Origin of the sequence: Dyadobacter sp. Leaf189, assembly GCF_001424405.1 — a bacterium.
Taxonomy (GTDB): domain Bacteria; phylum Bacteroidota; class Bacteroidia; order Cytophagales; family Spirosomataceae; genus Dyadobacter.
This window is the reverse complement of sequence record NZ_LMPS01000009.1, coordinates 40,346-61,283: the sequence shown is the minus strand read 5'-3', so window position 1 is coordinate 61,283 and position 20,938 is coordinate 40,346. Positions and strand designations below refer to the sequence as shown.

At 46.5% G+C, this 20,938-nt stretch carries 19 protein-coding genes; 15 read left to right on the top strand and 4 right to left on the bottom strand.

Translation table 11 applies throughout. The annotated features are described in order from the left end of the window. Position 1 precedes the first annotated feature (1 nt). From neuC to ASG33_RS24635, 7 genes are all read left to right on the top strand, one after another. Positions 2-1,153 carry a UDP-N-acetylglucosamine 2-epimerase gene (gene neuC, locus ASG33_RS24665; protein ID WP_056291925.1) on the top strand — a complete coding sequence of 384 codons (1,152 nt, stop codon included), beginning with the start codon at positions 2-4 and terminating at the stop codon, positions 1,151-1,153. Then, positions 1,153-1,881 carry a cytidylyltransferase domain-containing protein gene (locus ASG33_RS24660; protein WP_056291922.1) on the top strand — a complete coding sequence of 243 codons (729 nt, stop codon included), beginning with the start codon at positions 1,153-1,155 and terminating at the stop codon, positions 1,879-1,881. The genes neuC and ASG33_RS24660 overlap by 1 nt, the downstream gene beginning before the upstream one ends. Continuing rightward, on the top strand, positions 1,881-3,209 hold the full coding sequence (locus ASG33_RS24655) for a CDP-glycerol glycerophosphotransferase family protein (protein ID WP_162242773.1): 1,329 nt from the start codon (positions 1,881-1,883) through the stop codon (positions 3,207-3,209). The genes ASG33_RS24660 and ASG33_RS24655 overlap by 1 nt, the downstream gene beginning before the upstream one ends. Further along, entirely contained in the window at positions 3,197-4,591 is a 1,395-nt protein-coding gene (locus ASG33_RS24650; protein ID WP_056291917.1) for an O-antigen ligase, read from the top strand. The genes ASG33_RS24655 and ASG33_RS24650 overlap by 13 nt, the downstream gene beginning before the upstream one ends. Continuing rightward, complete coding sequence (locus ASG33_RS24645; RefSeq protein ID WP_056291909.1) at positions 4,584-5,588, top strand: glycosyltransferase; 1,005 nt, start codon at positions 4,584-4,586, stop codon at positions 5,586-5,588. The genes ASG33_RS24650 and ASG33_RS24645 overlap by 8 nt, the downstream gene beginning before the upstream one ends. A gap of 357 nt (positions 5,589-5,945) precedes the next feature. Further along, entirely contained in the window at positions 5,946-7,940 is a 1,995-nt protein-coding gene (gene dnaG, locus ASG33_RS24640; protein WP_056291904.1) for a DNA primase, read from the top strand. Positions 7,941-7,958: 18 nt separating this feature from the next. Beyond that, on the top strand, positions 7,959-8,507 hold the full coding sequence (locus tag ASG33_RS24635) for a DUF4136 domain-containing protein (RefSeq protein ID WP_056291901.1): 549 nt from the start codon (positions 7,959-7,961) through the stop codon (positions 8,505-8,507). A 59-nt stretch (positions 8,508-8,566) separates the two neighbouring features. Here ASG33_RS24635 and ASG33_RS24630 read toward each other — a convergent pair whose 3' ends face one another. Next, positions 8,567-8,869: a YtxH domain-containing protein gene (locus ASG33_RS24630; RefSeq protein WP_056291895.1), complete on the bottom strand. Its 303-nt coding sequence runs from the start codon at positions 8,867-8,869 to the stop codon at positions 8,567-8,569. Positions 8,870-8,949: 80 nt separating this feature from the next. On the opposite strand from ASG33_RS24630, the gene ASG33_RS24625 reads away from it, so the two are divergent. Further along, on the top strand, positions 8,950-10,077 hold the full coding sequence (locus ASG33_RS24625; protein WP_229238850.1) for a YCF48-related protein: 1,128 nt from the start codon (positions 8,950-8,952) through the stop codon (positions 10,075-10,077). A 53-nt stretch (positions 10,078-10,130) separates the two neighbouring features. Here the strand turns inward: ASG33_RS24625 and ASG33_RS24620 are convergent, their stop codons facing one another. Further along, on the bottom strand, positions 10,131-11,138 hold the full coding sequence (locus ASG33_RS24620) for a YpdA family putative bacillithiol disulfide reductase (RefSeq protein WP_056292320.1): 1,008 nt from the start codon (positions 11,136-11,138) through the stop codon (positions 10,131-10,133). A gap of 72 nt (positions 11,139-11,210) precedes the next feature. Between ASG33_RS24620 and ASG33_RS24615 the strand changes: the two genes are divergently transcribed. Genes ASG33_RS24615 through pyk form a run of 6 tightly spaced genes read left to right on the top strand, consistent with a single transcriptional unit; the run spans position 11,211 to position 17,409 of the window. Then, positions 11,211-12,281: an aminodeoxychorismate synthase component I gene (locus ASG33_RS24615; RefSeq protein WP_082489400.1), complete on the top strand. Its 1,071-nt coding sequence runs from the start codon at positions 11,211-11,213 to the stop codon at positions 12,279-12,281. Beyond that, positions 12,268-12,861, top strand: a complete 594-nt coding sequence (locus ASG33_RS24610) for an aminotransferase class IV (protein ID WP_056291893.1) — start codon at positions 12,268-12,270, stop codon at positions 12,859-12,861. The genes ASG33_RS24615 and ASG33_RS24610 overlap by 14 nt, the downstream gene beginning before the upstream one ends. 40 nt (positions 12,862-12,901) lie before the next feature. Next, positions 12,902-13,132: a hypothetical protein gene (locus ASG33_RS24605; protein ID WP_056291890.1), complete on the top strand. Its 231-nt coding sequence runs from the start codon at positions 12,902-12,904 to the stop codon at positions 13,130-13,132. After that, complete coding sequence (locus ASG33_RS26345; RefSeq protein ID WP_056291886.1) at positions 13,123-13,422, top strand: type II toxin-antitoxin system RelE/ParE family toxin; 300 nt, start codon at positions 13,123-13,125, stop codon at positions 13,420-13,422. The genes ASG33_RS24605 and ASG33_RS26345 overlap by 10 nt, the downstream gene beginning before the upstream one ends. 25 nt (positions 13,423-13,447) lie before the next feature. Further along, positions 13,448-15,943, top strand: coding sequence for a primosomal protein N' (priA, locus tag ASG33_RS24595; RefSeq protein ID WP_056291884.1), 2,496 nt, complete (start codon positions 13,448-13,450; stop codon positions 15,941-15,943). A 26-nt stretch (positions 15,944-15,969) separates the two neighbouring features. Then, positions 15,970-17,409, top strand: a complete 1,440-nt coding sequence (pyk, locus tag ASG33_RS24590; protein ID WP_056291883.1) for a pyruvate kinase — start codon at positions 15,970-15,972, stop codon at positions 17,407-17,409. 105 nt (positions 17,410-17,514) lie between these two features. Here pyk and pdeM read toward each other — a convergent pair whose 3' ends face one another. Together pdeM and ASG33_RS24580 are read right to left on the bottom strand one after the other, a co-directional pair. Then, a complete protein-coding gene (pdeM, locus tag ASG33_RS24585) occupies positions 17,515-18,156 on the bottom strand; it encodes a ligase-associated DNA damage response endonuclease PdeM (protein ID WP_056291880.1) in 642 nt (213 codons plus the stop codon). Continuing rightward, entirely contained in the window at positions 18,146-20,650 is a 2,505-nt protein-coding gene (locus tag ASG33_RS24580) for a ligase-associated DNA damage response DEXH box helicase (protein WP_056291876.1), read from the bottom strand. Before ASG33_RS24580 ends, pdeM begins: the two co-directional genes overlap by 11 nt. A gap of 93 nt (positions 20,651-20,743) precedes the next feature. Here ASG33_RS24580 and ASG33_RS24575 point away from each other — a divergent pair, with 93 nt between their 5' ends. Next, positions 20,744-20,932, top strand: coding sequence for a hypothetical protein (locus ASG33_RS24575; protein WP_056291874.1), 189 nt, complete (start codon positions 20,744-20,746; stop codon positions 20,930-20,932). Positions 20,933-20,938 lie beyond the last annotated feature (6 nt).

The window sequence follows — 20,938 nt, the reverse complement described above, 5'->3', positions numbered from 1 at the left end:
CATGAGGAAAGTTTGTGTCGTGATTACAGCGAGGGCAAGTTATAGCCGCTCAAAAACCCTATTAGCCGCCATACAAAAACACGCCGCTCTCGAATTACAGCTCATAGTTGCTTCCAGCGCTTTGCTTGAACGATACGGACAGGTAGTAAGTCACATTGTTGATGACGGTTTCCCGATTGTGGCCAGGATCGCGAATGCAAATACCGGCGACAAGCGTACGTCGGCGGCGGTGACCACAGCTTCCGGCATCACAGAACTCGCCAGCGTATTCGAGAAGATCCGGCCTGACGTGGTCGTTACCATTGCCGACAGGTTTGAAACAATGGCCACAGCGATTGCTGCTGCTTATATGAACATTCCGCTGGCGCATGTGCAAGGCGGAGAGGTGACGGGGAACATTGATGAGAAGGTACGTCACGCAATTACCAAGCTGGCGGATATCCATTTTGTAGCAACGGCAGAGGCGCGTAAAAGGCTGATCAAAATGGGCGAGGAGCCTGGTCGGATATTCTTTACCGGCTGTCCTTCGCTGGACATTGTCATTGATGTACTGAAAAATCCTGACATCGATTTTAATCCGTATACACTATACGGTGGGATCGGAAGCAAGCCTGATTTGCAGCAGCCTTACCTGATGGTTTTGCAGCATCCTGTCAGTACGGAGCCACATAAGTCTGAGGAGCAGCTCAACAATACATTGACCGCATTGATCTCACTGCAGCTACCTGTGTTATGGTTTTTCCCGAATGCCGATCCGGGCACGGGCGGGACATTTCATCGGATAAGCAGTTTTTACGGCCAGAATACATTGCTTCCATTTCACTTCTTCAACAACATGCGTCCGGAGCATTTCCTGAAACTGCTCAATAAAGCGGCTTGTTTGATCGGGAATTCCAGCTGCGGGATCAGGGAAGGAGCTACGCTGGGCATACCGGCAGTGAATATCGGTAACCGGCAGGACGGGCGGGAGCGCGGGCAGAATGTAGTAGATGCAAAACATGCCAGTGACTCCATTATGGAAGCTGCTGAAAGACAGCTGGCGCGCGTCAGATTTGCGCCCGATTTCATTTACGGAAAAGGAAATGCAGGTCAGCAAATCGCCGACCTGCTTGCCGAAATCCCCCTCACATTTGAAAAGAAAATCACTTACTGATGAAAACCACCAGCAGAATATTAGGCGTAATTCCCGCTCGCGGCGGCTCAAAGGGTATTTACAACAAGAATTTGAAATTACTTGGCGGCAAGCCTCTGATCTACTACACGATCCAGGCGGCATTGAAAGCGAAGTTATTGAACACGGTAATTGTGTCGAGCGATTGTTACAAGATCCTCCAATATGCACAGCAGTTTTCAGGGATAACAGTTCCATTTGTAAGACCCGAAAGCCTGGCTACGGATGTTGCAAGCTCGCTTGAAGTAGTAAAGCACTCCCTCGACTTCTACTCCAGATTCGGGTGTGCATTCGATTTTGTAATGCTCCTGCAACCTACGTCGCCCTTCCGAAGTGCAGATCTGATCGACAGGGCGGCGAAATACTTGATTGCTTCGGGCGCGGATAGCCTGATCACCGTTCGTAAAATTCCCGATCGTTTTCATCCCAGCTGGGCTTTTCAGGCCGGGGAGCAGGGGCTATACAAAGTTGTCAATGATAGCACGCAGCTCATTTCGCGGCGGCAGGACCTGCCCGACAACTACTATCGCGATGGAAAAATATACATTTCTAAAACTGCCCTGATCCAGGAAGGAATGCTGGTAGGCGGGAAGATCGCCAGCTTGCTGACAGAGGATGAGCCTGACATTAACATCGATACTTTTTCAGATTGGGAAATGGCGCAGAACCACATTCATCTATGGAAGAACCTTCAAAAAGAAAACTGTTAGTGCTTATCACTAATCATTTTGCGGCCATTAATCTGATCCACACGGGATTTATACAAAAGCTTGCTGACAAGTACAGCGTCCAGATCCTTTCCGATTTCATTCAGGAAGCCGACATTGTAAAGATCAACAGGTACTTCGAAATCCAGCTTACGCTTGTCAGCATTTCCTTCGGGAAAGAACCTCCGGTTTTGCGCCTGCTGAGACTTTTTGAAAAGTTCTTGTTTTTTAACTTGTTCAAAGCCAATACGCACAGGGTTAAGTTGCTGGAACAAAGCATCTTTATTCGCCGGGTTGTGCATGGTTTAGGCTGGCTTATAGGGTCAGGAATGCTTGCCCGCTGGCTCCTGAACTTTGTCCGAAAAGCGATCATACTGCTCTCTTCGAGGATCGCGCAACCCGGTTTACCCAATCCTGGCCTGGCCGGCGTCATTTCTTCGTCACCGCTTGACAGCAGGGAGAATGCAATCGTAAACAGGCTTGCCCGCCAGAAAGTACCTGCATTGGCTATCATCATTAGCTGGGATAACCTCACTTCAAAGGGAATGATCAATGCAAATCACGACTATGTGCTTGTCTGGAATGAAGTAATGAAATGCGAATTCGAGAACTTCTATTCCGGATTTCAGCCCATACCGCGGATTTGTGTTACCGGGGTTCCCAGGTTTGATGTTTACGTGAAAAGGAAGCCGAATGAGATATCACTTTTAAACTTCAAAAGAAAGCTTTCTATTTCCGGCTCTGCCGATATCATTCTTTTTGCAACAAGCGCACCCAGGCATTTTCCAAACCAGCGTCACATTGTGGAAGATCTGCTGGAATATTGTAAAAGGAGGCTTAATACAATATTGCTCATCCGGCTGCATCCTGCTGATCAACTGGCTTACTACAAAGAATATCTGTCGGAGCGTACGGTAAGAGTCTGCCGGTCTTCGGCGTGCACCTCTCTTCCTGAGCTGAACTTCCTGGATTTGCTTACCGATACAATTTACAGCTGTACCGTGTGCGTGCAGGTTGCTTCGACCATGCGCCTGGATGCCGCTGCCTGCGGAAAGCCTGTTGTGAACATCGGGTATGATGGAAATGAGGAGCTTCCTTACAGCCAGTCCGTGAGGCGATTATATGATTACTCCCACCAGCTGCCGCTTAATGCGTTCAAAGTTGGCAAACTGGTTTTAAGCAAGCAGGAATTGTTTGATCACCTCGATCAGGTACTCCGGAAGCGTTCTCAAAGTGCATTTACCCAAGCCGCGCTCAGCGCTCACGCGCCCATACAGGCAGGTGGTAGTGTTTCACGCATGATGCGTTACGTCGACGAATGGCTGGCTTAATTGCAGAAGCAGGCTGGAAATGCCTGTTATCGCTGAGTATAGCCCTGATTGTATCCTGGCTTTGTCCGGCTTTGCTCCATTTTGGCGAGAGCGGTTTTCAGGCGCTAGTTGTTTTTTCGTTTTACATCTACTGCGTCGTCGCCTTGTTTACGTTCTCGCCACACAAGCTTTTTCATGTGTTATCGATCCCGGTATTTACCCAGTTTTTGCATTTATTTCAAAAATATGCATTCCCTGCCGGCGCAAACTCGCTGTGGCGGCTGCTGCCTTTTTTGATCCTTGACACCTATTTGATCAACTTCTTTGTGCGATCCGCATGTAAACTGAACAGAAAGGAGCAACTTTTTTTGGTCAGCTGGACTGGCTCGAATGTCTTTTTCCTCTGCATATCACCTAATCTCGGCAACGTGGTTTTTGGCGCCACAGTACTTACACTGGTTACATTGCCCTGTTATCTTGTATATCTGTCCGCTGCAATGCAATCGTCTGATTTTCGGGCTAGATTGGAAAGCTACCTGTGTCTGCTTTATATCATTCTCGGGGCCGGAACCTTCGGTCTTGTGGCGGCCGGCGCTAGTTACAAAGGATCTGACAACTTACTGGCTACACGGAATATCACAGATACCAATGTAACAATGGCGTATTTCGTGTTACTCTGGCCATTTGCATTGCTGTATGCCAGGCGACAACGCTCGCGGGCCGGCTTAGTTATCTTTTTGACTTCGGTTTTCCTGGGTGTCGTTTTGTTTTCATTTTCCCGCGGCGCAGTGCTGCTCATCATCCCTTATCTGATTATTACAAATACATTCAGTTTTGGAAGGTGGTTGTTCTGGATGTTTGCAGGTGTTCTCGGACTGCTGATTTTGACTGTGCCCTGGACAGCGCCTGCTACTGACAATGCAGGACTTACCTATTTCTGGAAGCTTCGGTTTGGTGACTTGGCCACGCATTCAATCTTCGGCAGACTTCTCGAAACCAGCGGAAGAGGGGAGATACATGCTGTTGCACACAGTCTTTTTCTGGAAAGTCCGGTTTTTGGGCATGGTACCGGGAGCTTTGAGGTGCTCGGACCAGGGTACAGGGAGGCGCATTCACTTTGGTATACGTTAATGGCCGAGAATGGGCTGATCGGTGCGATACTGATGTATTCTGTTTTTGTTCAATGCGGCACTATGCTTGTAAGCGCGTCCAATGCGGGGAGAATGTACAAGGTGCTGCCACTTGCACTGGTGGTTTACCTGGTTTTTAATCATACAGTCGGGAGCGTCTTTGTGATCATTCCTGCGAAAAGCCTGACGATCAACTGCATTGCGCCGGTGTTGTTGCTTTGTCTTTATTTTTATTCCGAAAGTCTGCGCAAGTCACCTCTATCGAATGCGTAGATTGCTCATCATTGGAAAAGTGCCGCCACCAATCGGCGGGGTAACCATGCATGTGAAGCGACTGGTGGAAAACCTCGAAAAAGAAGGTTTTAACAACTTTGACTTCGCTGACTTGCAACACGGGCCGGTTCGATGTTTTTTCAAATTGTGCCGCTACGAGGTGATACACCTTCATATCTCAAATCCCGCCTGGCAGGTTCTGTTAGCGCTATTTTGCAGACTTACATTCAGGAAACTAATCATTGCTTACCATGGAAACTGGGGCCGGTATACTTTCTGGGGGAATGTACTGGTAAGCTGGTCGGCGTGGCTTTGCTCCATTCCCATTGTTCAGAATGAAGAAAGCTTGCAAAAAGCACTGGAATGCAACAAATCTGCCAGGCTGATCTCGACGTTTTTGCCCTCTGATTATATAGTTCCACTCGATAAGTGTACGAGCTCAAAGCTGGCGGAGTTCAGGAAGCAGCACAGGATAATTGTTTGTACCAATGCATGGAACCTGACTTTTGACAAAAACCAAAAGGAAACTTACGGGATTTCGGATCTGGTTACTTACATCTCACAACAGCCCGCGTTTGGACTGGTCATTTCCGATCCTTCCGCTGCTTACATTCGCTACATATCAGATTTATGCGGCGAGCTTCCGACGAATGTTCTCTTCATCTCCATTCCGCACGATTTCAGGAATGTGTTGCAGATAGCAGACGCATTTATCAGGAATACTACCACTGACGGCGTTTCATTGTCCATTCACGAAGCACTTCAACTGAATGTAGCAGTACTTGCTTCCGCCGTGGTGGAAAGATCACCTTACTGCCAGGTTTACAATGATTTAAATGAGATGGATCTGGAAACTGAGATCAGGAAGGCAGAAGATTTGCTTCCCGGTAAACGAATTGAGAGTGAGGAAACTCCGGTGATCGAACAGCTGATGTCGCTTTATAGCAGTGCATTGGAATGTAAAATTTTGGAAAGCTCCAAAAAAACAAAGGCATAGAAAGTTTCCATGCCCTGTTTCACACTATACACACACTATATTTTTAATATCTATATCAAATTATTTGATGGTTCGAATTCTGGTTCTAATACCGCAAAATAACAAACTAAAGTAATTAGAAAAAAACTTTAAGATGTGATTTTCTAAATTCTAATAAGAAAATAATGGACAATTCTGGAAAAGAATTTTGCCAAACCCCGTTTTAGGCTTCAAATTTACGCAAATAATATTCAAATATTGCCCATAGGTTGCCACCTGATTACATTCGTGTAACTAATTTTTCTTACAAATGTGTTATGTAAGTATATTTCACTCCCTGTGAGCAGAACAGGTTACATACTCTAATCGATTACAAAAATGAGGATCAATCCCGAAACCGTAGAGCGGATCAAGCTGGCCGCCGACATTGTCGAGGTAGTAGGGGATTTTGTATCCCTGAAAAAGAAGGGCGCAAACTACTCGGCTTGCTGTCCTTTCCATAATGAAAAAACGCCATCATTCAATGTAAACCCGGTCAGGCAGATTTATAAATGCTTCGGCTGCGGCGCCGCGGGGGACTCCATTAAGTTCGTGATGGATGTTGACAATGTTGGCTACGGAGAAGCATTGCGTTACCTGGCCAATAAATACAATATCGAGATTGAAGAGGAGGAAATGACGGACGAAGAGACCCTCCGTCAGAATGAGCGCGAGAGCCTTTACATTATCCTCAATTTTGCCAAGAATTTCTATCAGCACCAGCTCCAACATTCGGATGAAGGACAGGCAGTAGGGCTCAGCTATTTTCGCGAACGTGGTTTCAGCAATGAAATCCGGCAGAAATTTGAGCTGGGATATAGTCTGGATACCTGGGATGCATTTTCCAAAGAGGCACTTGCAAAAGGATATTCAACAGAAATACTGGAAAAAGCGGGTTTGCTGATTCCACGAGAAGGCAGCAGCGGCGGCGGTTACGACAGGTTCAGGGGGCGCGTCATTTTCCCGATCCACCATGTAGGAGGCAAGGTAATCGCATTTGGCGCGCGTATCCTGAAATCAGAGAGCGGGCAAAAGGCAAATCAGCCCAAATACCTTAACTCTCCCGAAACCGCTGTTTATCACAAAAGCGATGTACTCTACGGGATCTTTCAGGCCAAGAATGCAATCCGCCAGCTCGACCATTGTTACCTCGTAGAAGGTTATACCGACGTAATTTCACTGCATCAGGCCGGGATCGAGAATGTTGTTGCATCTTCCGGTACTTCGCTCACCATTGAGCAAATCAGACTAATCGGCAGGTTTACACCCAATGTTACCATTCTTTACGATGGCGATATTGCGGGGATCAAGGCGGCATTGAGAGGTTTGGACCTTGTTTTGGAGGAAGGTTTGAATGTAAATATCGTCCTCTTTCCCGATGGAGACGATCCCGATAGTTACGTCAGGAAAGTAGGTGCGGAAGCATTTAAAACTTATCTCAAAAAAGCCTCGAAAGACTTTATCACCTTCAAAACGGAGGTTTTATTGCAAGATGCGGGCAATGATCCTTTCCGCCTTGCGGCTGTAATCGGCGAGGTGGTGAGCAGCATCGTCAAGATACCTGACGCGATTAAAAGACAGGTATTCTTTCATCGCACATCAGAAATGATGAATGTGGATGAACAAATGCTTATTTCGGAAGGTAATAAGCTTGTCAGAAAGCAGCAGACGCAGAAAAAGCCGGATAGAGGTTTTTCGCAGCAGAAAGCAGCGCCGGAAGGTCCTTCTGACCTGGGCAGCTTTTCCGACGGGTTTACCTTTACCGAGGAGGATATATTCGAGCCCGAGCCGGCACAAACCTACGAGCCGCCTCAAAAAAGCAAGCTGTATTACCAGGAAGAGGCATTTACGCGATTGCTGGTTTTGTTTGGTACAAAAGAGCTGGAACCAACCATTACAGTTTGCCAGTATGTTTTGGGCGAAATTGAAGGTATTGACTTCAAAGATGCGGTGTTTCAACACCTGCTGACGCTTTTCAGAGAAAATCTGAACCGCAATTATGTCCCGCCCACCGACTACTTCCTAAACCATCACGAATCCGAGATCAGGAACCTGACGATCGGCTGGCTCACCAGCAAATATGAGCTGAGCGAGCTGTGGTCAGAAAAATACGAGATATATGTTCCATTCGAGGCTGACGTTTTGGATAAAACTGCTTTTATAAATATCCTCCGGCTGAAAAAAGCCTTTATCGAGGAGAAAATGAAGGTTTGTTTAAATCAGGCGCTTCACGCGAAATCGGAAGACGAGCAGAATAGCGTGATGAGTGAGTTTATGTTTTACAAAGGGATCAGCATGGCGGCGGCCAAGGAGCTGGGGAGTGTGATTGGATAACTTAACAATGGAGCAACGATGAAAAAGATCATTTTTGCATTTTGGGGACTGTCAATTCTGCTGCTGGCAGGATGCAGCAGTTCCTATAAAATCCTTAAACCGGAGCAGGAAGACAATTTCCGGCTGTCGGACTATGCTACATTCGGTTTTTACGAGATAGAGGCAACAGGTGATACGATGCCTGAAAATTTTGAGAAGAATGTCGGGATCATCAAAGCTGCTGTTGCACAGAACTTGCAGGCAAAAGGCCTGGACGAAGCACGGGACGCTAATTTGAAAATCAACATCGCATTGGATGTGAAAGAGAAGGTGCAGACCAGGCAAACGGATTTCCGGACAGAAGGCTTACCGAGGTATATGGGGCAGCGCCGCTATTCTTGGAAGAGTGAGGAGGTAGTTGTCGGGAAATACCGCGAAGGAACGCTCATGATTGACCTCGTAGATGCAAACAACAACAGAATGGTGTGGCAAGGCGGTGTGTCGGGCATTATACCTTCCAAAAGCAAGAACTTCACGGAAGATGTGAACCAGGCTGTTGCCGAACTCTTGCAGAAGATCCCGAAGTAGCAGACACAAAAAAGGCAGCTTCGTAGGAAGCTGCCTTTGAATATCTCAATATAGGAGTATTATGCATTGTTGTTAACCACATTGCGGACTTTGTCATTGACGTTATCGGCAACAGAACCTGCTTTATCTTTTACTGAGCTTACATTTTTCAGAAAACCTTCTTTCAGTTTGTCGGCCAAAACGGATAATTCTTCAAGGCTTTTTTCGTATTTGTCTTTCGCGTTGTCGCCCAAGCCATAAGCTTTGTTTTTGAGCAACTTGCGGGCATCTTTACCATTTTTCGGAGCAACCAGAAGGCCAATTGCAATGCCTGAAATCAATGCACCAAGAGCGCCTACGAGAAATTTTTGATTCTTGTTCATACGAATTTCCTATTTTGTGATAATAAAAGCTTAGAACTGAGTGTAGTAAAAATACTGTGCCAATTTCTCCCATTCCTATCTTGAAAGCCCCCTTGCTGATCCTGAGAGCACTTTTGATGCTCAATCCGCTGTTCCTTGTCCAGCCCGCATCTGCGCAATGGAATATCATTGATATCAAAGCTACTACTCACATGCGCGCTGTCCACGCGGTTTCGCCTTCTATTTGCTGGATTGGCGGTACAAAAGGCACAATTCTGAAAACCGTGAATGGCGGAAAGACCTGGATAACTTTCAAAGTACCCGGCGCCGACTCGCTTGATTTTCGCGATGTGCATGCCATTAACAAGAATACATTGATCGCGATGAGCGCCGGCGAATCCGAGAAGGACAAAGCCAGAATGTACCGGACCGACGATGGCGGAGAGAGCTGGAGCCTTGTGTACCAAACTACACAAAATGGGGTTTTTCTGGATGGAATCGACTTTTGGGATAAAAACAGAGGCATTTGTCTCGGAGATCCGATCAATGGAAAACTGTTTATTCTGACTACCGAGGATGGTGGTAAAAGCTGGGTGGAGCAGCCACTGGAAAGTCGGCCTGCGGCAGAACCTGGCGAAGCGTGCTTTGCGGCAAGCGGTACCTCTTTGCTCGCATTTGGAAAAAGCAATGCTTATATCGGAACAGGGGGATCTAAAATGGCGCGCGTTTTCAGGTCTGAGGATTTCGGGCGTACCTGGCAGGTTTCTTCCACGCCATTGCCGGCCGGACCAACCAGTGGCATTTTCGGTTTAAGGTTTTGGTCAAAGAAAAATGGGATTGCAGTAGGCGGCGATTACAAACGTACCACCGACTCCACCCGAAATGTATTGCTCACGAAAGACGGCGGGGTTACCTGGGAGTTATCAAAAATGACCAATCCAGCCGGGTTGAAGGAATGTGTGGCCATTTACCAGAAAACAGACGCGATCTGGACAGGAGAGACCGAATTGCGGTCTGACGATTATGCATTGGTGGCAACTGGCCCGTCAGGGAGCAGCTATTCCATCGACCGCGGCAAAAGCTGGCGGTTTTTGGGCAAAGAAGGTTTTCACGCAGTCAGCTTTGCAGGAAACGTGGGTTATGCAGTAGGAGCCAACGGGCTGATCGGAAAAATCGACAAGCTTTCTTTCAAAAAGACAAAACGCAAGCTGGTTTTGGTTGAGGAGTGAAATTCGTGACCACCGGGGCAACGACGGTTCGTGCATTCGTGGCATAAAAAAGCTCAGATCCGGTCAATCAGTTCTTTCACTTTCCGTACTTCCCGGCCAGCCAAATGATCAGCGATTGCCGCCGCATGTTCACGTCCGTTCTCGATAAATACCTTTTCGGTAAATACCCCCGCCATAACCGTCCCGCACAGGTATAATCCGGGAACATTGGTTTCAAATGTATCCGAATCAAAGGTGGGTACTTTCGTGACGGGATTGAGCACCACGCCACAGCGCGTCAGTAAGTGCTCATCGGGCAGGTAACCTACCAGCAAAAACACGAAATCCGCAGGCAGCCACTCCGTTTCACCCGTTTCCAGATTTCGGATCAGTATTCGGCCAGGCTCAATCGCTTCTGTTACGCTGTTGAAGCGCGTATGTATCTTCCCTTCTTTCACACGGTTTTTCACGTCCGGCACAAGCCAGTACTTCACTTTTGTCCTGAAATCGGCCTCTTTATGGACAATTGTAACGTGTGCGTCGTGGCGATAAAGTTCAAGCGCGGCTTCAACAGAAGAATTGGAGCCACCTACCAGCACTACATTGGTATATGAATATTTGAAAGGTTCGTCGTAATAATGGGACACATGCGGCAGATCTTCGCCTGGTACATTCAGCATGCGCGGGACATCAAAGTAGCCCGTCGCCAGTACCACATTCTTTGACTGAAATACCTGCCCATCGTTGGAGTAAGTCAGAAAAGTACCATCAGCCTGCTTTTCAGAACGATCTACATCGATAAACAATTTGAAATTAAGCTTATAGTAACCCGCTACCTTCCGGTAATATTGCAATGCTTCGTTCCGGTTAGCTTTTACCTCGGAAATCGCGAACGGTATCCCGCCAATTTCAATGTTTTCTGCAGTGGAAAAGAAGCGCATTCTCCGCGGGTACCTTCTGATTGATTCCGTCAGGTTGCCTTTTTCCAGGATCAGGTAATCCATTCCGCTTTTCGCGAGCTCGACTCCCATTGCGAGTCCGCAGGGACCGCCTCCGATGACAATTACGTCGTAAATGTGCATTACTTCAAGCATGTTTTTTGGTAAAACCGGGCGAATTGACCAGGTAAGTGGTTCGTCAATTTAACCAGCTAAATGGTAGATTGGTTTCTGAACTTTGTAAATTCGCTTGCAGTTAAATCTGCATATATCCCTTTCAAATTGGCAGACAGCATCCAGACTTTTATTGATCAGCTTAATGCGTGGGGCAGAGCCGGAACTCCTTTTGTATTTCTTGTGGATTACAAAATGAGAAAACCACTTGCTTGGAAGCAGGAGGATATCAATGCGGCAGAAGTACGGTTTGACCTGAATGGATTCTCGAATCACGTGGCGTCGCAAAGCCTGGGGGCGTCGCCGGAGTTTTACTTCCAAAAGTTTCCTGTAGCTTTTGAAGCTTACGAAGCCAGGTTTGAGCACGTTATAAAGAACATCCGCGCAGGTAACTCGTTTTTACTGAATCTTTCGGTTCAAACGCCGGTAGAGACCAATCTCAGCTTGCTGGAAATTTTTGAAAATAGCCAGGCGCCTTACCGTTTCTGGCTGAAAGACCAGTTTGTCTGCTTTTCGCCTGAGATTTTCGTGAAAGTTTCCGGCAACAGGATTTCGTCGTTTCCTATGAAAGGTACCATCGACGCGTCGGTGGAGAATGCAGCGCAGGTAATTTTATCCGATCATAAAGAAGCAGCTGAACACGCAACGATTGTGGACCTGATCAGGAATGACCTGAGTATGGTTGCCGATAAGGTTTGGGTGGAACGTTACCGGTACATTGATAAGGTACAGGCTTACGACAGTGCATTGCTGCAGGTAAGCTCAGAAATAGCGGGCATTTTACCCGAAGATTTCAATGGAAATTACGGAGACTTATTATTCAAATTGCTGCCAGCTGGTTCTGTAACAGGAGCTCCCAAACCCAGTACTTTACAGATCATCGAAGAAGCAGAAGGCTATGACAGAGGCTATTATACAGGCGTAATGGGCTATTTCGACGGCCAGAACTTTGAAAGTGCGGTAATGATCCGCTTTATTGAGGAGCAGAAAGGGAAGCTCGTATTTAAAAGCGGTGGCGGGATAACTGCATTAAGCAATGCAAAAAGTGAGTACCAGGAATTGGTAGACAAAGTGTACCTTCCATTTAAATCTGTGCCGCATGTTGTGTATTGAAACGATCTGTGTTGAGAACCGAAAGCTAAAGAATCTGGCCTATCACGAAGCCCGGCTTAATAAAACCCGGAAAAAACTTTGGGGATATACCGATCACTGGAATCTTGCAGAAATGCTTGAAATACCGGAAACTGTAAGTGACGAAATGCACAAATGCAGGCTGGCTTACTCGAAAGAAATCGACAATATCAAATGGGAGCCGCAAACGCTGCGAACGGTCAAAAGCATCAGGCGCGTTTACAGCGACACGGTTGATTACAGCTATAAGTACGACAAACGTGAGGAGCTGAACACGCTTTTTGCGCAACGGAAAGAATCTGACGAAATCCTGATCATCAAAAATGGCTGGGTAACTGATGCGTATTATTACAATGTGGCATTCAGCGACGGGAAAGATTGGTTTACGCCAACCACCTGCCTGCTGCCCGGCACGAAACGGGCGTATTTGCTCGATCAGGGGATTATCCGCGAGCGCGAAATTTCAGAAACTGACATTTTCAGCTACAATACCGTCAGGCTTTTCAATGCAATGATCAATTGGGAAACGGCGCCGGAGATTGATACGAAGCTGATTGACTGAGGGCATTTCTTTCCTGCTTACAAAATTGTAAATTTGAGTTATGGACTTACAAACTGATAAAATCGAGTTGGCGAAAAGGCTTCTGGATACAGAAGATGAAAACGTAATTGACGCTGTCAAATCCATATTCCGACAATTTGATCATGAAAATGAATGGTCCGACCTTCCGGAGCAAGTCATTCAGGATGTAGACGAGTCGCTGAGGCAAATTGAAAGAGGAGAGGGAATACCCCACGAGAAAGCACGTGAGACATTTGCAAAATGGCTTTAAAAATCATTTGGTCCCCACGAGCGCTTGACAACTTCCAAAATGTAATAGCATATCTTGAAGAAAGCTGGGACGAACAGGTGATCAGAACATTTGTTAAAAGAACAGAAAAGATTATCAAGATAGTCGCAGAGCATCCCGAGATTTTTCGATTAGTTTCTAAAAAGAGGCAAATCCGAGAAGCTGTAATTACCAAACACAATCTTCTGATTTACAAAGCTACTGACACGCATATTCTGCTACTGGCGATATTTGACACTCGTCAGCATCCCAGAAGGAAGCGAATCTTTTAGCCTTTTATTTTTTTCGTTGCACAATATGACCTCCTTTTTTGAGGAAGAAACCACCCTTTTTACTGATTTAATTTTGCCGGTTCCGGTACCTGCTCTTTTTACGTATCGGGTGCCGAGGGAAATGGCGGGATTGGTTAAGGTGGGAGCGCGGGTGATAGTCCAGTTTGGAAAAAAAAGGGTCATTACCGCAGTAATCGCTCACATACACGGCACGCCCCCAGCCAAATACCAGGCCAAATACATTCTCGAATTACTGGATGAGCAGCCCATTATCACCAGTCACCAGCTTGAACTTTTCAAATGGGTAGCCGAATATTACCTGTGTAACATTGGAGAGGTACTGAATGTGGCTTTGCCGGCCGGATTGAAAATTACAAGTCAGTCGCGCATTCAGATTAACCCTGAATTTGACTACGAAGATCTGCTCACTGAACAGGAGCTGTTGGTTGTTGAGGAAATAAAAAAGCACCAGACACTGTCGTATGAAGAGGTAGAACGGCTTTTGCAGAAGTCCAATATCACGGCGATTATCAAGTCGCTTGTTGGCAAACGCGCCGTTATCCTTTACGAGGAAGTAAAAGAACGGTACAAGCCGAAAGTGGTGAAGAAGATCAGGCTCACAAATGCCTATCTCACCAACGAGTCGCTTTCGGCACTTGCAGCTTCACTTGAAAAAAGCCCGAAGCAGCAGGATATTTTACTTAAATACCTCAGCCACATTCCCGTTTATAATAATCCAGATCTTAATCAAAAAGGGTTGGATAAATCTGTTTTTGGCGGTGATGAAAGTGTATCTGCTTCGTCTTTGAATACATTGATCAAGCGGGGCATTTTTGAGCAGTTTGAAATCTTCATTTCCCGCTTTGACGATATTCCGGCTGGCAATACAGTCAATATTTCTTTAACAGAAACCCAGAAACTCGCAGCAGCTGAGATTCAGGAGCATTTTAAAACAAAGGAAGTAGTCCTGCTCCACGGCATTACGGGCAGCGGAAAAACAGAAGTGTACATTGACCAGATCAGGCAGGTACTGGAAGGCGGCTCGCAGGTACTTTTCCTTTTACCCGAAATTGCATTGACCACACAGATCGTAGTAAGGCTGCGGAAGGTTTTTGGCGATGTAATGGGCATTTACCACTCCAAATTCTCCGATAATGAAAGGGTGGAAGTCTGGAAAGGGATACTCGATGGAAAGTTCCAGTTTGTCGTCGGTGTACGCTCGGCGATTTTTCTGCCTTTTGATAATCTTGGATTGATTATCGTCGATGAAGAGCACGAATCCTCCTACAAGCAGCACGATCCTGCGCCCCGCTACAATGCACGGGATGTAGCCGTGATTATGTCTTATATGCACAAAGGCAAAACGTTGCTGGGATCCGCAACTCCCTCACTTGAAAGTTATTATCATTCCAAAAGCGGTAGGTACGGTTTAGTGGAAATGAAGCAGCGCTTTGGAAATGCCGCTTTGCCTACCTTCGAGCTGATCGATATTAAGAAGGAAAAGAAGATGAAAAAGATGAAAAATGAATTTTCATCCGTCCTGATCGATCAGCTGCAGCATAACCTTAACCACAAGGAACAAACCATTCTTTTCCAAAACCGGAGAGGGTACTCGCCTTATATGCAATGCGAAGAATGCAACTGGATCTCCGAATGCGCGAATTGTGACGTAAGCCTGACTTATCATATGAAAGCCAGGGAGCTGCGCTGCCATTATTGCGGACATAAAGAAGAAGTACCGCGCACTTGTCCGAACTGCGGCTCGACGAAGGTGAAAACAATGGGTTATGGTACCGAGAAAATCGAGGAGGAGATTAATCTGATGTTCCCCGAAGCCAGGGTGCAGCGCATGGACCTGGATACTACGCGGGCGAAGAATGCATACCAGCAGATCATTCAGGAGTTTGAAGAGGGCGGGATCGACATACTGGTCGGAACGCAGATGGTCAGCAAGGGACTTGACTTCGACAATGTAAGTGTAGTCGGTATTTTTGATGCCGATCGCATTATCCATTTTCCCGAGTTCCGCGCTTCCGAACGCGCCTTTCAAATGTTGACGCAGGTAAGCGGGCGCGCGGGCAGGAGGGCAGATAAGCCGGGCAAAGTGCTGATCCAGACCGCCAATCCGGCACAAAAGCTGCTTGAAAGAATTATTGAAAATGACTATATCGGAATGTACGAGTCCGAGATCATTGAGCGTGAAAAGTACAGCTATCCGCCATTTACGCGGCTTATTAAAGTCACGGTAAAGCACATCGATGAGGCTACTGCCAACAAGGCAGCCCATGTACTGGCTGCGAAGCTGGTTGAAAATCTGGGTTTAAGCCGCGTTTTAGGACCTCAGCCGCCGCTCGTAGAAAGAGTAAGAAATCTGTTTTTGTTCGACATTCTCATTAAACTTGAGCGAGAAAAGATTAATTTTAAGGCGGCAAAGTCATTTATACAGGAAAAAGTTATTGACATTTTGACCGACAAAACTTTGAAAAGCATTCAGGTCGTTATTGACGTGGACTGTTTATAAAAATCATTTCTTACTGCAAATCCCGTATGTCTTCCAAAAAAACCAGAATTGTTGCGACAGTAGGTCCGGCCTCAGAATCTAAAGAAACTTTATACGCATTAGCAAAAGCCGGAGTAAACGTATTTCGTCTGAATTTCTCTCACGGTACCCACGCCGACCACCTTGCAAGACTTAACACAATCCGGGAGATCAATGAAGAATATGGATTGAACCTTGCGGTATTGCAGGATTTGCAAGGACCAAAAATCCGTATCGGGCTTGTGGCCGAAAAGGACGGAGTTCTGATTGAGCCTGGAAATAAGTTGATCCTTTCCAATACCGAAGTATTAGGAACCGCTGAAAAGGTGAGTACTCCTTACGACGGAATGTATAATGATGTAAAAATCGGCGACCGTATTCTGATGGACGACGGCAAGCTGGAAGTGCTCGTAACAGGCATTGACGGTTCTGACGTAGTTACGGAAGTTATTTACGGTGGTTATCTGAAATCTAAAAAAGGGGTTAACCTTCCTAATACAAGGGTTTCAATGCCTTCGGTAACTACCAAGGATTACGAAGATCTTGACTTCGGTCTTGAACATGACGTGGAATGGGTAGCATTGTCGTTCGTACGTACGGCTGCTGAGATCCTGAAAGTGAAAGAATACATTGCCAATAAAGGCAAAACAGCGCGGTTGATCGCGAAGATCGAAAAACCGGAAGCGATCGTTAATATCGACGAGATTATCGAAGCTACTGACGGCATCATGGTGGCCCGCGGTGACCTGGGGGTTGAACTTCCTGCCGAAGAGGTACCGATGATCCAGAAAATGATCGTTGATAAATGTAACAAAGCAGGAAAGCCTGTTATCGTTGCAACACAAATGTTGGAAAGTATGATCGACAGTCCTCGTGCGACACGTGCCGAGCTGAACGACGTAGCAAACTCGGTACTGGATGGAGCTGATGCTGTAATGCTAAGTGCTGAAACAGCTTCCGGTAAATATCCGATCCTCGCAGTTGAAAGCATGACACGCACCATTGAGCGCGTGGAAGCATCTACAAACAGCATTTATTTCAGGCACCACGCATTTGTGAACGAAAGTCCTGGCACGTATAAGCTGAATGACAATGTAGTAATGAGTGCGTGCCGCCTTGCCCGTGATACCCAGGCGAGCGCTATTATCGGAATTACACGGTCAGGTTACACATCTTTTCGTCTTTCACACCACCGTCCAAAAGCCAGCCTTATTATTTTTACTTCCAATAAAGTATTGATGAACCAGCTCGCATTGTATTGGGGTACCAAAGTGTATTATTACGACCGCGACCAGGGCGTTTCAACTGACGATCTGATCGAGGATATCAAGACATTCCTGGTAGAAAAAGGCGAATTGCAAAAGGGAGATGTATTTATCAATACCCTGAGCATGCCGGTTTCGAGACAGCGCAAGACGAATACAGTGAAGTTGAGCGTAGTTGAATAATATAAGTTGAACAGATAATAAGGAAGAGGCTGTCTTAACTGGCAGTCTCTTTTTGTTTTTACACCCCCCTCCTCCTTTCTCCCTTTCCTCCTGACTCCTCTTCCTTCAACACACCGAAAATACCTTTGTTTCAGTCGTGATAAATATTTTCCGGTTTTTGGTTAAATCCATTTGGAACCCGCCAGTGAAAACGCCGAAACTGGGAAGAATAGCTTGGTGGTTATCGACTACAAAACAAGGTAAGCGGACGCTCTGTCGGCCTTTTCCATAAGTAGTAAAAACGGGATGCACGTGTCCGGCGAATACAAATTTGTCCTCCACAGCCTCTGTTTTAGGGTGGTGGGTAAAAACGAAATCACCTTCCTCGTAATCATTTAAATGTACTTCCAGATCGGCTTCAAGGAAGAGGCTCACGGGCAAGATGTCGTGGTTGCCGATCACGATCAGCATTTCAATGTAATGATGCGTTTGCCGCCAGTCGCGGAAAAGCTCCCATTCTGCATTGTATTGACTGTGAAAAAGATCTCCGAGAAATATAATGCGGGTAGCGCCGGTGTTTTTTACGAGTTCATTCAGTCTCGCAAAATTATTGTCAATCGCATTGGGAGGCAGTGCAATTCCCTCTTTTCTGAAATGAGTTATTTTGCCTAAATGCAGGTCCCCAATTAATAATGTCTGCGTTTCCTCCCAAAAAATGGCCTTTTGTGTTAATAACTGAAAATGTTCCCCTCTGATTTCAATCTGCATTACTGTACTGTTTGATCATTTTCTGGATTCTGTCTTCCAGCTTTTCCGAAGTTAATTGTTCTCTCAGCCGATCCACCATAATCGGGAAAGAAAATGGTGTCGGTTTCGGTGTTTTTTTTACGATAATTTTCTGCGTCGCAATCCGGTCCAGCGCCTGCCGCATCCGTACTTCTTCCAGCTGGTAGGTTAAAACTTCCTGGTAAGCTTGCTTGATCAGCAGGTTATTGTCTTCGTATTTGGTCATTACCGTAAATAGCAACGAACTGGAAGCCTGCAATTGTTTTGTTTTGACATTTTTTCCCGGGTAACCCTGAAACATCAATCCTGAAATCGCAGCAATCTCTCTGAATTTCCGCTTCGCCATTTCAGTCGCATTCACGCTCTGGTAAATATCGTCCACGAGGTTTTTGGTAGAAAACAGATCGTGATTCTGCAAGATACTTTCAAGGTCAACATACTGGTCACTAAGTAGTTCAAATCCATAATCATTCATCGCGACAGAAAACGTGATCGGGCTGAGTTTTGATAGCCGGTATGCAAGAATGATCGACATTCCTTCGTGCACAAGTCGGCCTTCAAATGGAAAAATGAAAATATGGCAACCCTCCCGCGTTTCACATTGCTCGATTAGCAGTTCGTCTGTCTTCGGGATCATGGAACGTTCGGCCTGCAATTCTAAAAGCGGCTGCATTTTGGCAAGCTCTTTTTCCTTAAACGGGTTTTCAATGGCGTCAGCCAGGCGCTCACGGATAAATGCCGATAATTGCGAAGAGAGTGGCATTCTTCCTCCCGCCCAGCGAACCAGAAATCCTTTCTTACCCTCCGCTTTTTTTACCGAAACCGTCATTTCATGGATCCTGATAAACTCGACGGTCATACCCGCAAACGTAAACACGTCACCGGGCTTCATCCAGGTTACAAAAGATTCTTCGACCGTACCCAGATACTTCCCGCTTTGCAGCTTCACCTTAATGCCCGTTTCCGAAACGATCGTTCCCATACTCAGCCGGTGGCGCAATGCGATACGCCGGCTGGTAACTACATAGCGCCCATTAACGCGTTCCACTTTTTTATATTCATCATAGACCAGAAGGGAAGAGCTGCCCGTAGTTATATATCCCAAAAGCCACTCCCATTCCTGCCGGTTGATATACTGATAACCGTAACTGTCGCGCACTTCTTCAAATAATTCCGCTTCGTCAAAACCTTCCCCTACTGCCAGCGTTATCATCCATTGAGCCAAAACATCAAATGCATGAGCCACCGGGGGGCGGTCTTCCAATATGTTTTTGGCAACACCTTCCCGGAGCGAAACCGCCTCGATCAGTTCCAGTGCATTGGTCGGACAGAAATAGATCTTGCTATCCACACCCGGCCGGTGGCCACTGCGTCCCGCCCGCTGGATAAACCGCGCAATGCTTTTCGGGCTGCCGACCTGAATTACCGTATCTACCGGCCGGAAGTCCACACCCAGGTCCAGACTCGCCGTGCAGATGACGAGCTTCAACCTTTCATCGTGCAAAGCCTCTTCCACCCAGTCGCGTATTTCACGGTCAAGTGACGCGTGGTGCAATGCCATAATGCCGGCAAACTCAGGATATTTTTCAATGATAGTCCGGTACCATATCTCGGTACCCGATCTGGTATTGGTAAAAAGCAATGTCGTGCTGCTCTGATTCACAATTTGAACCACCTGGTCCACCAACCGCGTGCCCATATACCCCGACCACGGCAGCGTTTCAACGCGATCCGGAATAATACTTTCTACTAAAATTTTCTTGTCGGTATTTGCCTTGATGGTCACCGCCTGCTCTTGCGGAAAACGCATTCCCAGCAGCACTTGTCTGGCTTCGTTCAGGTTTCCGATGGTCGCCGAAATCCCCCAGGTTTGCAAAGCAGGGTTCATTTTCCTTAGCCGGGCGAGTGCGAGCTCTGTTTGTGTGCCCCGTTTGCTGCCCATTAACTCGTGCCACTCGTCTACGACAACGGTATGCAGGTTTTTGAACAGCTCCGAATTGTTTTTTTGAGCAAATAAAATATGCAGACTTTCGGGTGTAATAATCAGCGCATCAGGCATTTGTTTTTTCTGCTCGCTGCGGTCTTTGGCATTAGTATCTCCGGTCCGCATTCCGACGCGCCAGGTCAGGTTCATTTCCAGCGCCGCCATTTCCATATTGCGGAACAAATCTTTGGATAAGGCACGCAGCGGCGTGATCCAGAGCACTTGCAGCCCTTTCTTAACTTTCGGCTCCTTTGATTTAGCTTTTGGGTCTTTCGCATTAGCTTTCGGTTCTTTACCAGGAAGAGAATTAATGTGCCTTATGAGAATGGGTACCCAAAGTGAATAGGTCTTTCCGCTCCCGGTAGGCGCATTCACCAAGCCGCTCTTTCCATCCAAATAAGCAGCCGCCGCTTCCTTTTGAAAATCCGCCCATTTCCAGTTTTTGGACTTAAACCATTGCTCAGCGATAATATGTCCACGGGATTTTGGCAAGGAGGTTCGGGTTGTTGTCAGTACTTATTGAATAATGTTTAGATTTAGCAAGCTAAATGAACGTTCTGTCTAATCAAATAAAACTATACCAATATGTGGACGACGATCGAAGGAGTTTATGAAAATGGTCAGGTAACATTAAGTGAGGAACCGCCGGTGAGGGATAAGGCGAAGGTTTTGATTACTTTCATTGAGGAAAAACATAGTTCCATTCACAGCGATCGAGAGCTGGGCAAAATGAAAGGCACAATCAGAATGTCAGATGATTTGATGTTCCGCTAGACGATT

Excerpts from the sequence above, each read along its gene's own strand:
- ASG33_RS24605 (WP_056291890.1), top strand. The coding sequence starts at position 12,902 with ATGGACTTACAAACTGATAAAATCGAGTTGGCGAAAAGGCTTCTGGAT.
- ASG33_RS24635 (WP_056291901.1), top strand. The coding sequence starts at position 7,959 with ATGAAAAAGATCATTTTTGCATTTTGGGGACTGTCAATTCTGCTGCTG.
- ASG33_RS24660 (WP_056291922.1), top strand. The coding sequence starts at position 1,153 with ATGAAAACCACCAGCAGAATATTAGGCGTAATTCCCGCTCGCGGCGGC.
- neuC (WP_056291925.1), top strand. The coding sequence starts at position 2 with ATGAGGAAAGTTTGTGTCGTGATTACAGCGAGGGCAAGTTATAGCCGC.
- priA (WP_056291884.1), top strand. The coding sequence starts at position 13,448 with ATGACCTCCTTTTTTGAGGAAGAAACCACCCTTTTTACTGATTTAATT.
- ASG33_RS24575 (WP_056291874.1), top strand. The coding sequence starts at position 20,744 with ATGTGGACGACGATCGAAGGAGTTTATGAAAATGGTCAGGTAACATTA.
- ASG33_RS24650 (WP_056291917.1), top strand. The coding sequence starts at position 3,197 with ATGGCTGGCTTAATTGCAGAAGCAGGCTGGAAATGCCTGTTATCGCTG.
- pyk (WP_056291883.1), top strand. The coding sequence starts at position 15,970 with ATGTCTTCCAAAAAAACCAGAATTGTTGCGACAGTAGGTCCGGCCTCA.
- ASG33_RS24620 (WP_056292320.1), bottom strand. The coding sequence starts at position 11,138 with ATGCACATTTACGACGTAATTGTCATCGGAGGCGGTCCCTGCGGACTC.
- dnaG (WP_056291904.1), top strand. The coding sequence starts at position 5,946 with ATGAGGATCAATCCCGAAACCGTAGAGCGGATCAAGCTGGCCGCCGAC.
- ASG33_RS24615 (WP_082489400.1), top strand. The coding sequence starts at position 11,211 with ATGGTAGATTGGTTTCTGAACTTTGTAAATTCGCTTGCAGTTAAATCT.
- ASG33_RS24645 (WP_056291909.1), top strand. The coding sequence starts at position 4,584 with ATGCGTAGATTGCTCATCATTGGAAAAGTGCCGCCACCAATCGGCGGG.
- ASG33_RS26345 (WP_056291886.1), top strand. The coding sequence starts at position 13,123 with ATGGCTTTAAAAATCATTTGGTCCCCACGAGCGCTTGACAACTTCCAA.
- ASG33_RS24630 (WP_056291895.1), bottom strand. The coding sequence starts at position 8,869 with ATGAACAAGAATCAAAAATTTCTCGTAGGCGCTCTTGGTGCATTGATT.
- pdeM (WP_056291880.1), bottom strand. The coding sequence starts at position 18,156 with ATGCAGATTGAAATCAGAGGGGAACATTTTCAGTTATTAACACAAAAG.
- ASG33_RS24610 (WP_056291893.1), top strand. The coding sequence starts at position 12,268 with ATGTTGTGTATTGAAACGATCTGTGTTGAGAACCGAAAGCTAAAGAAT.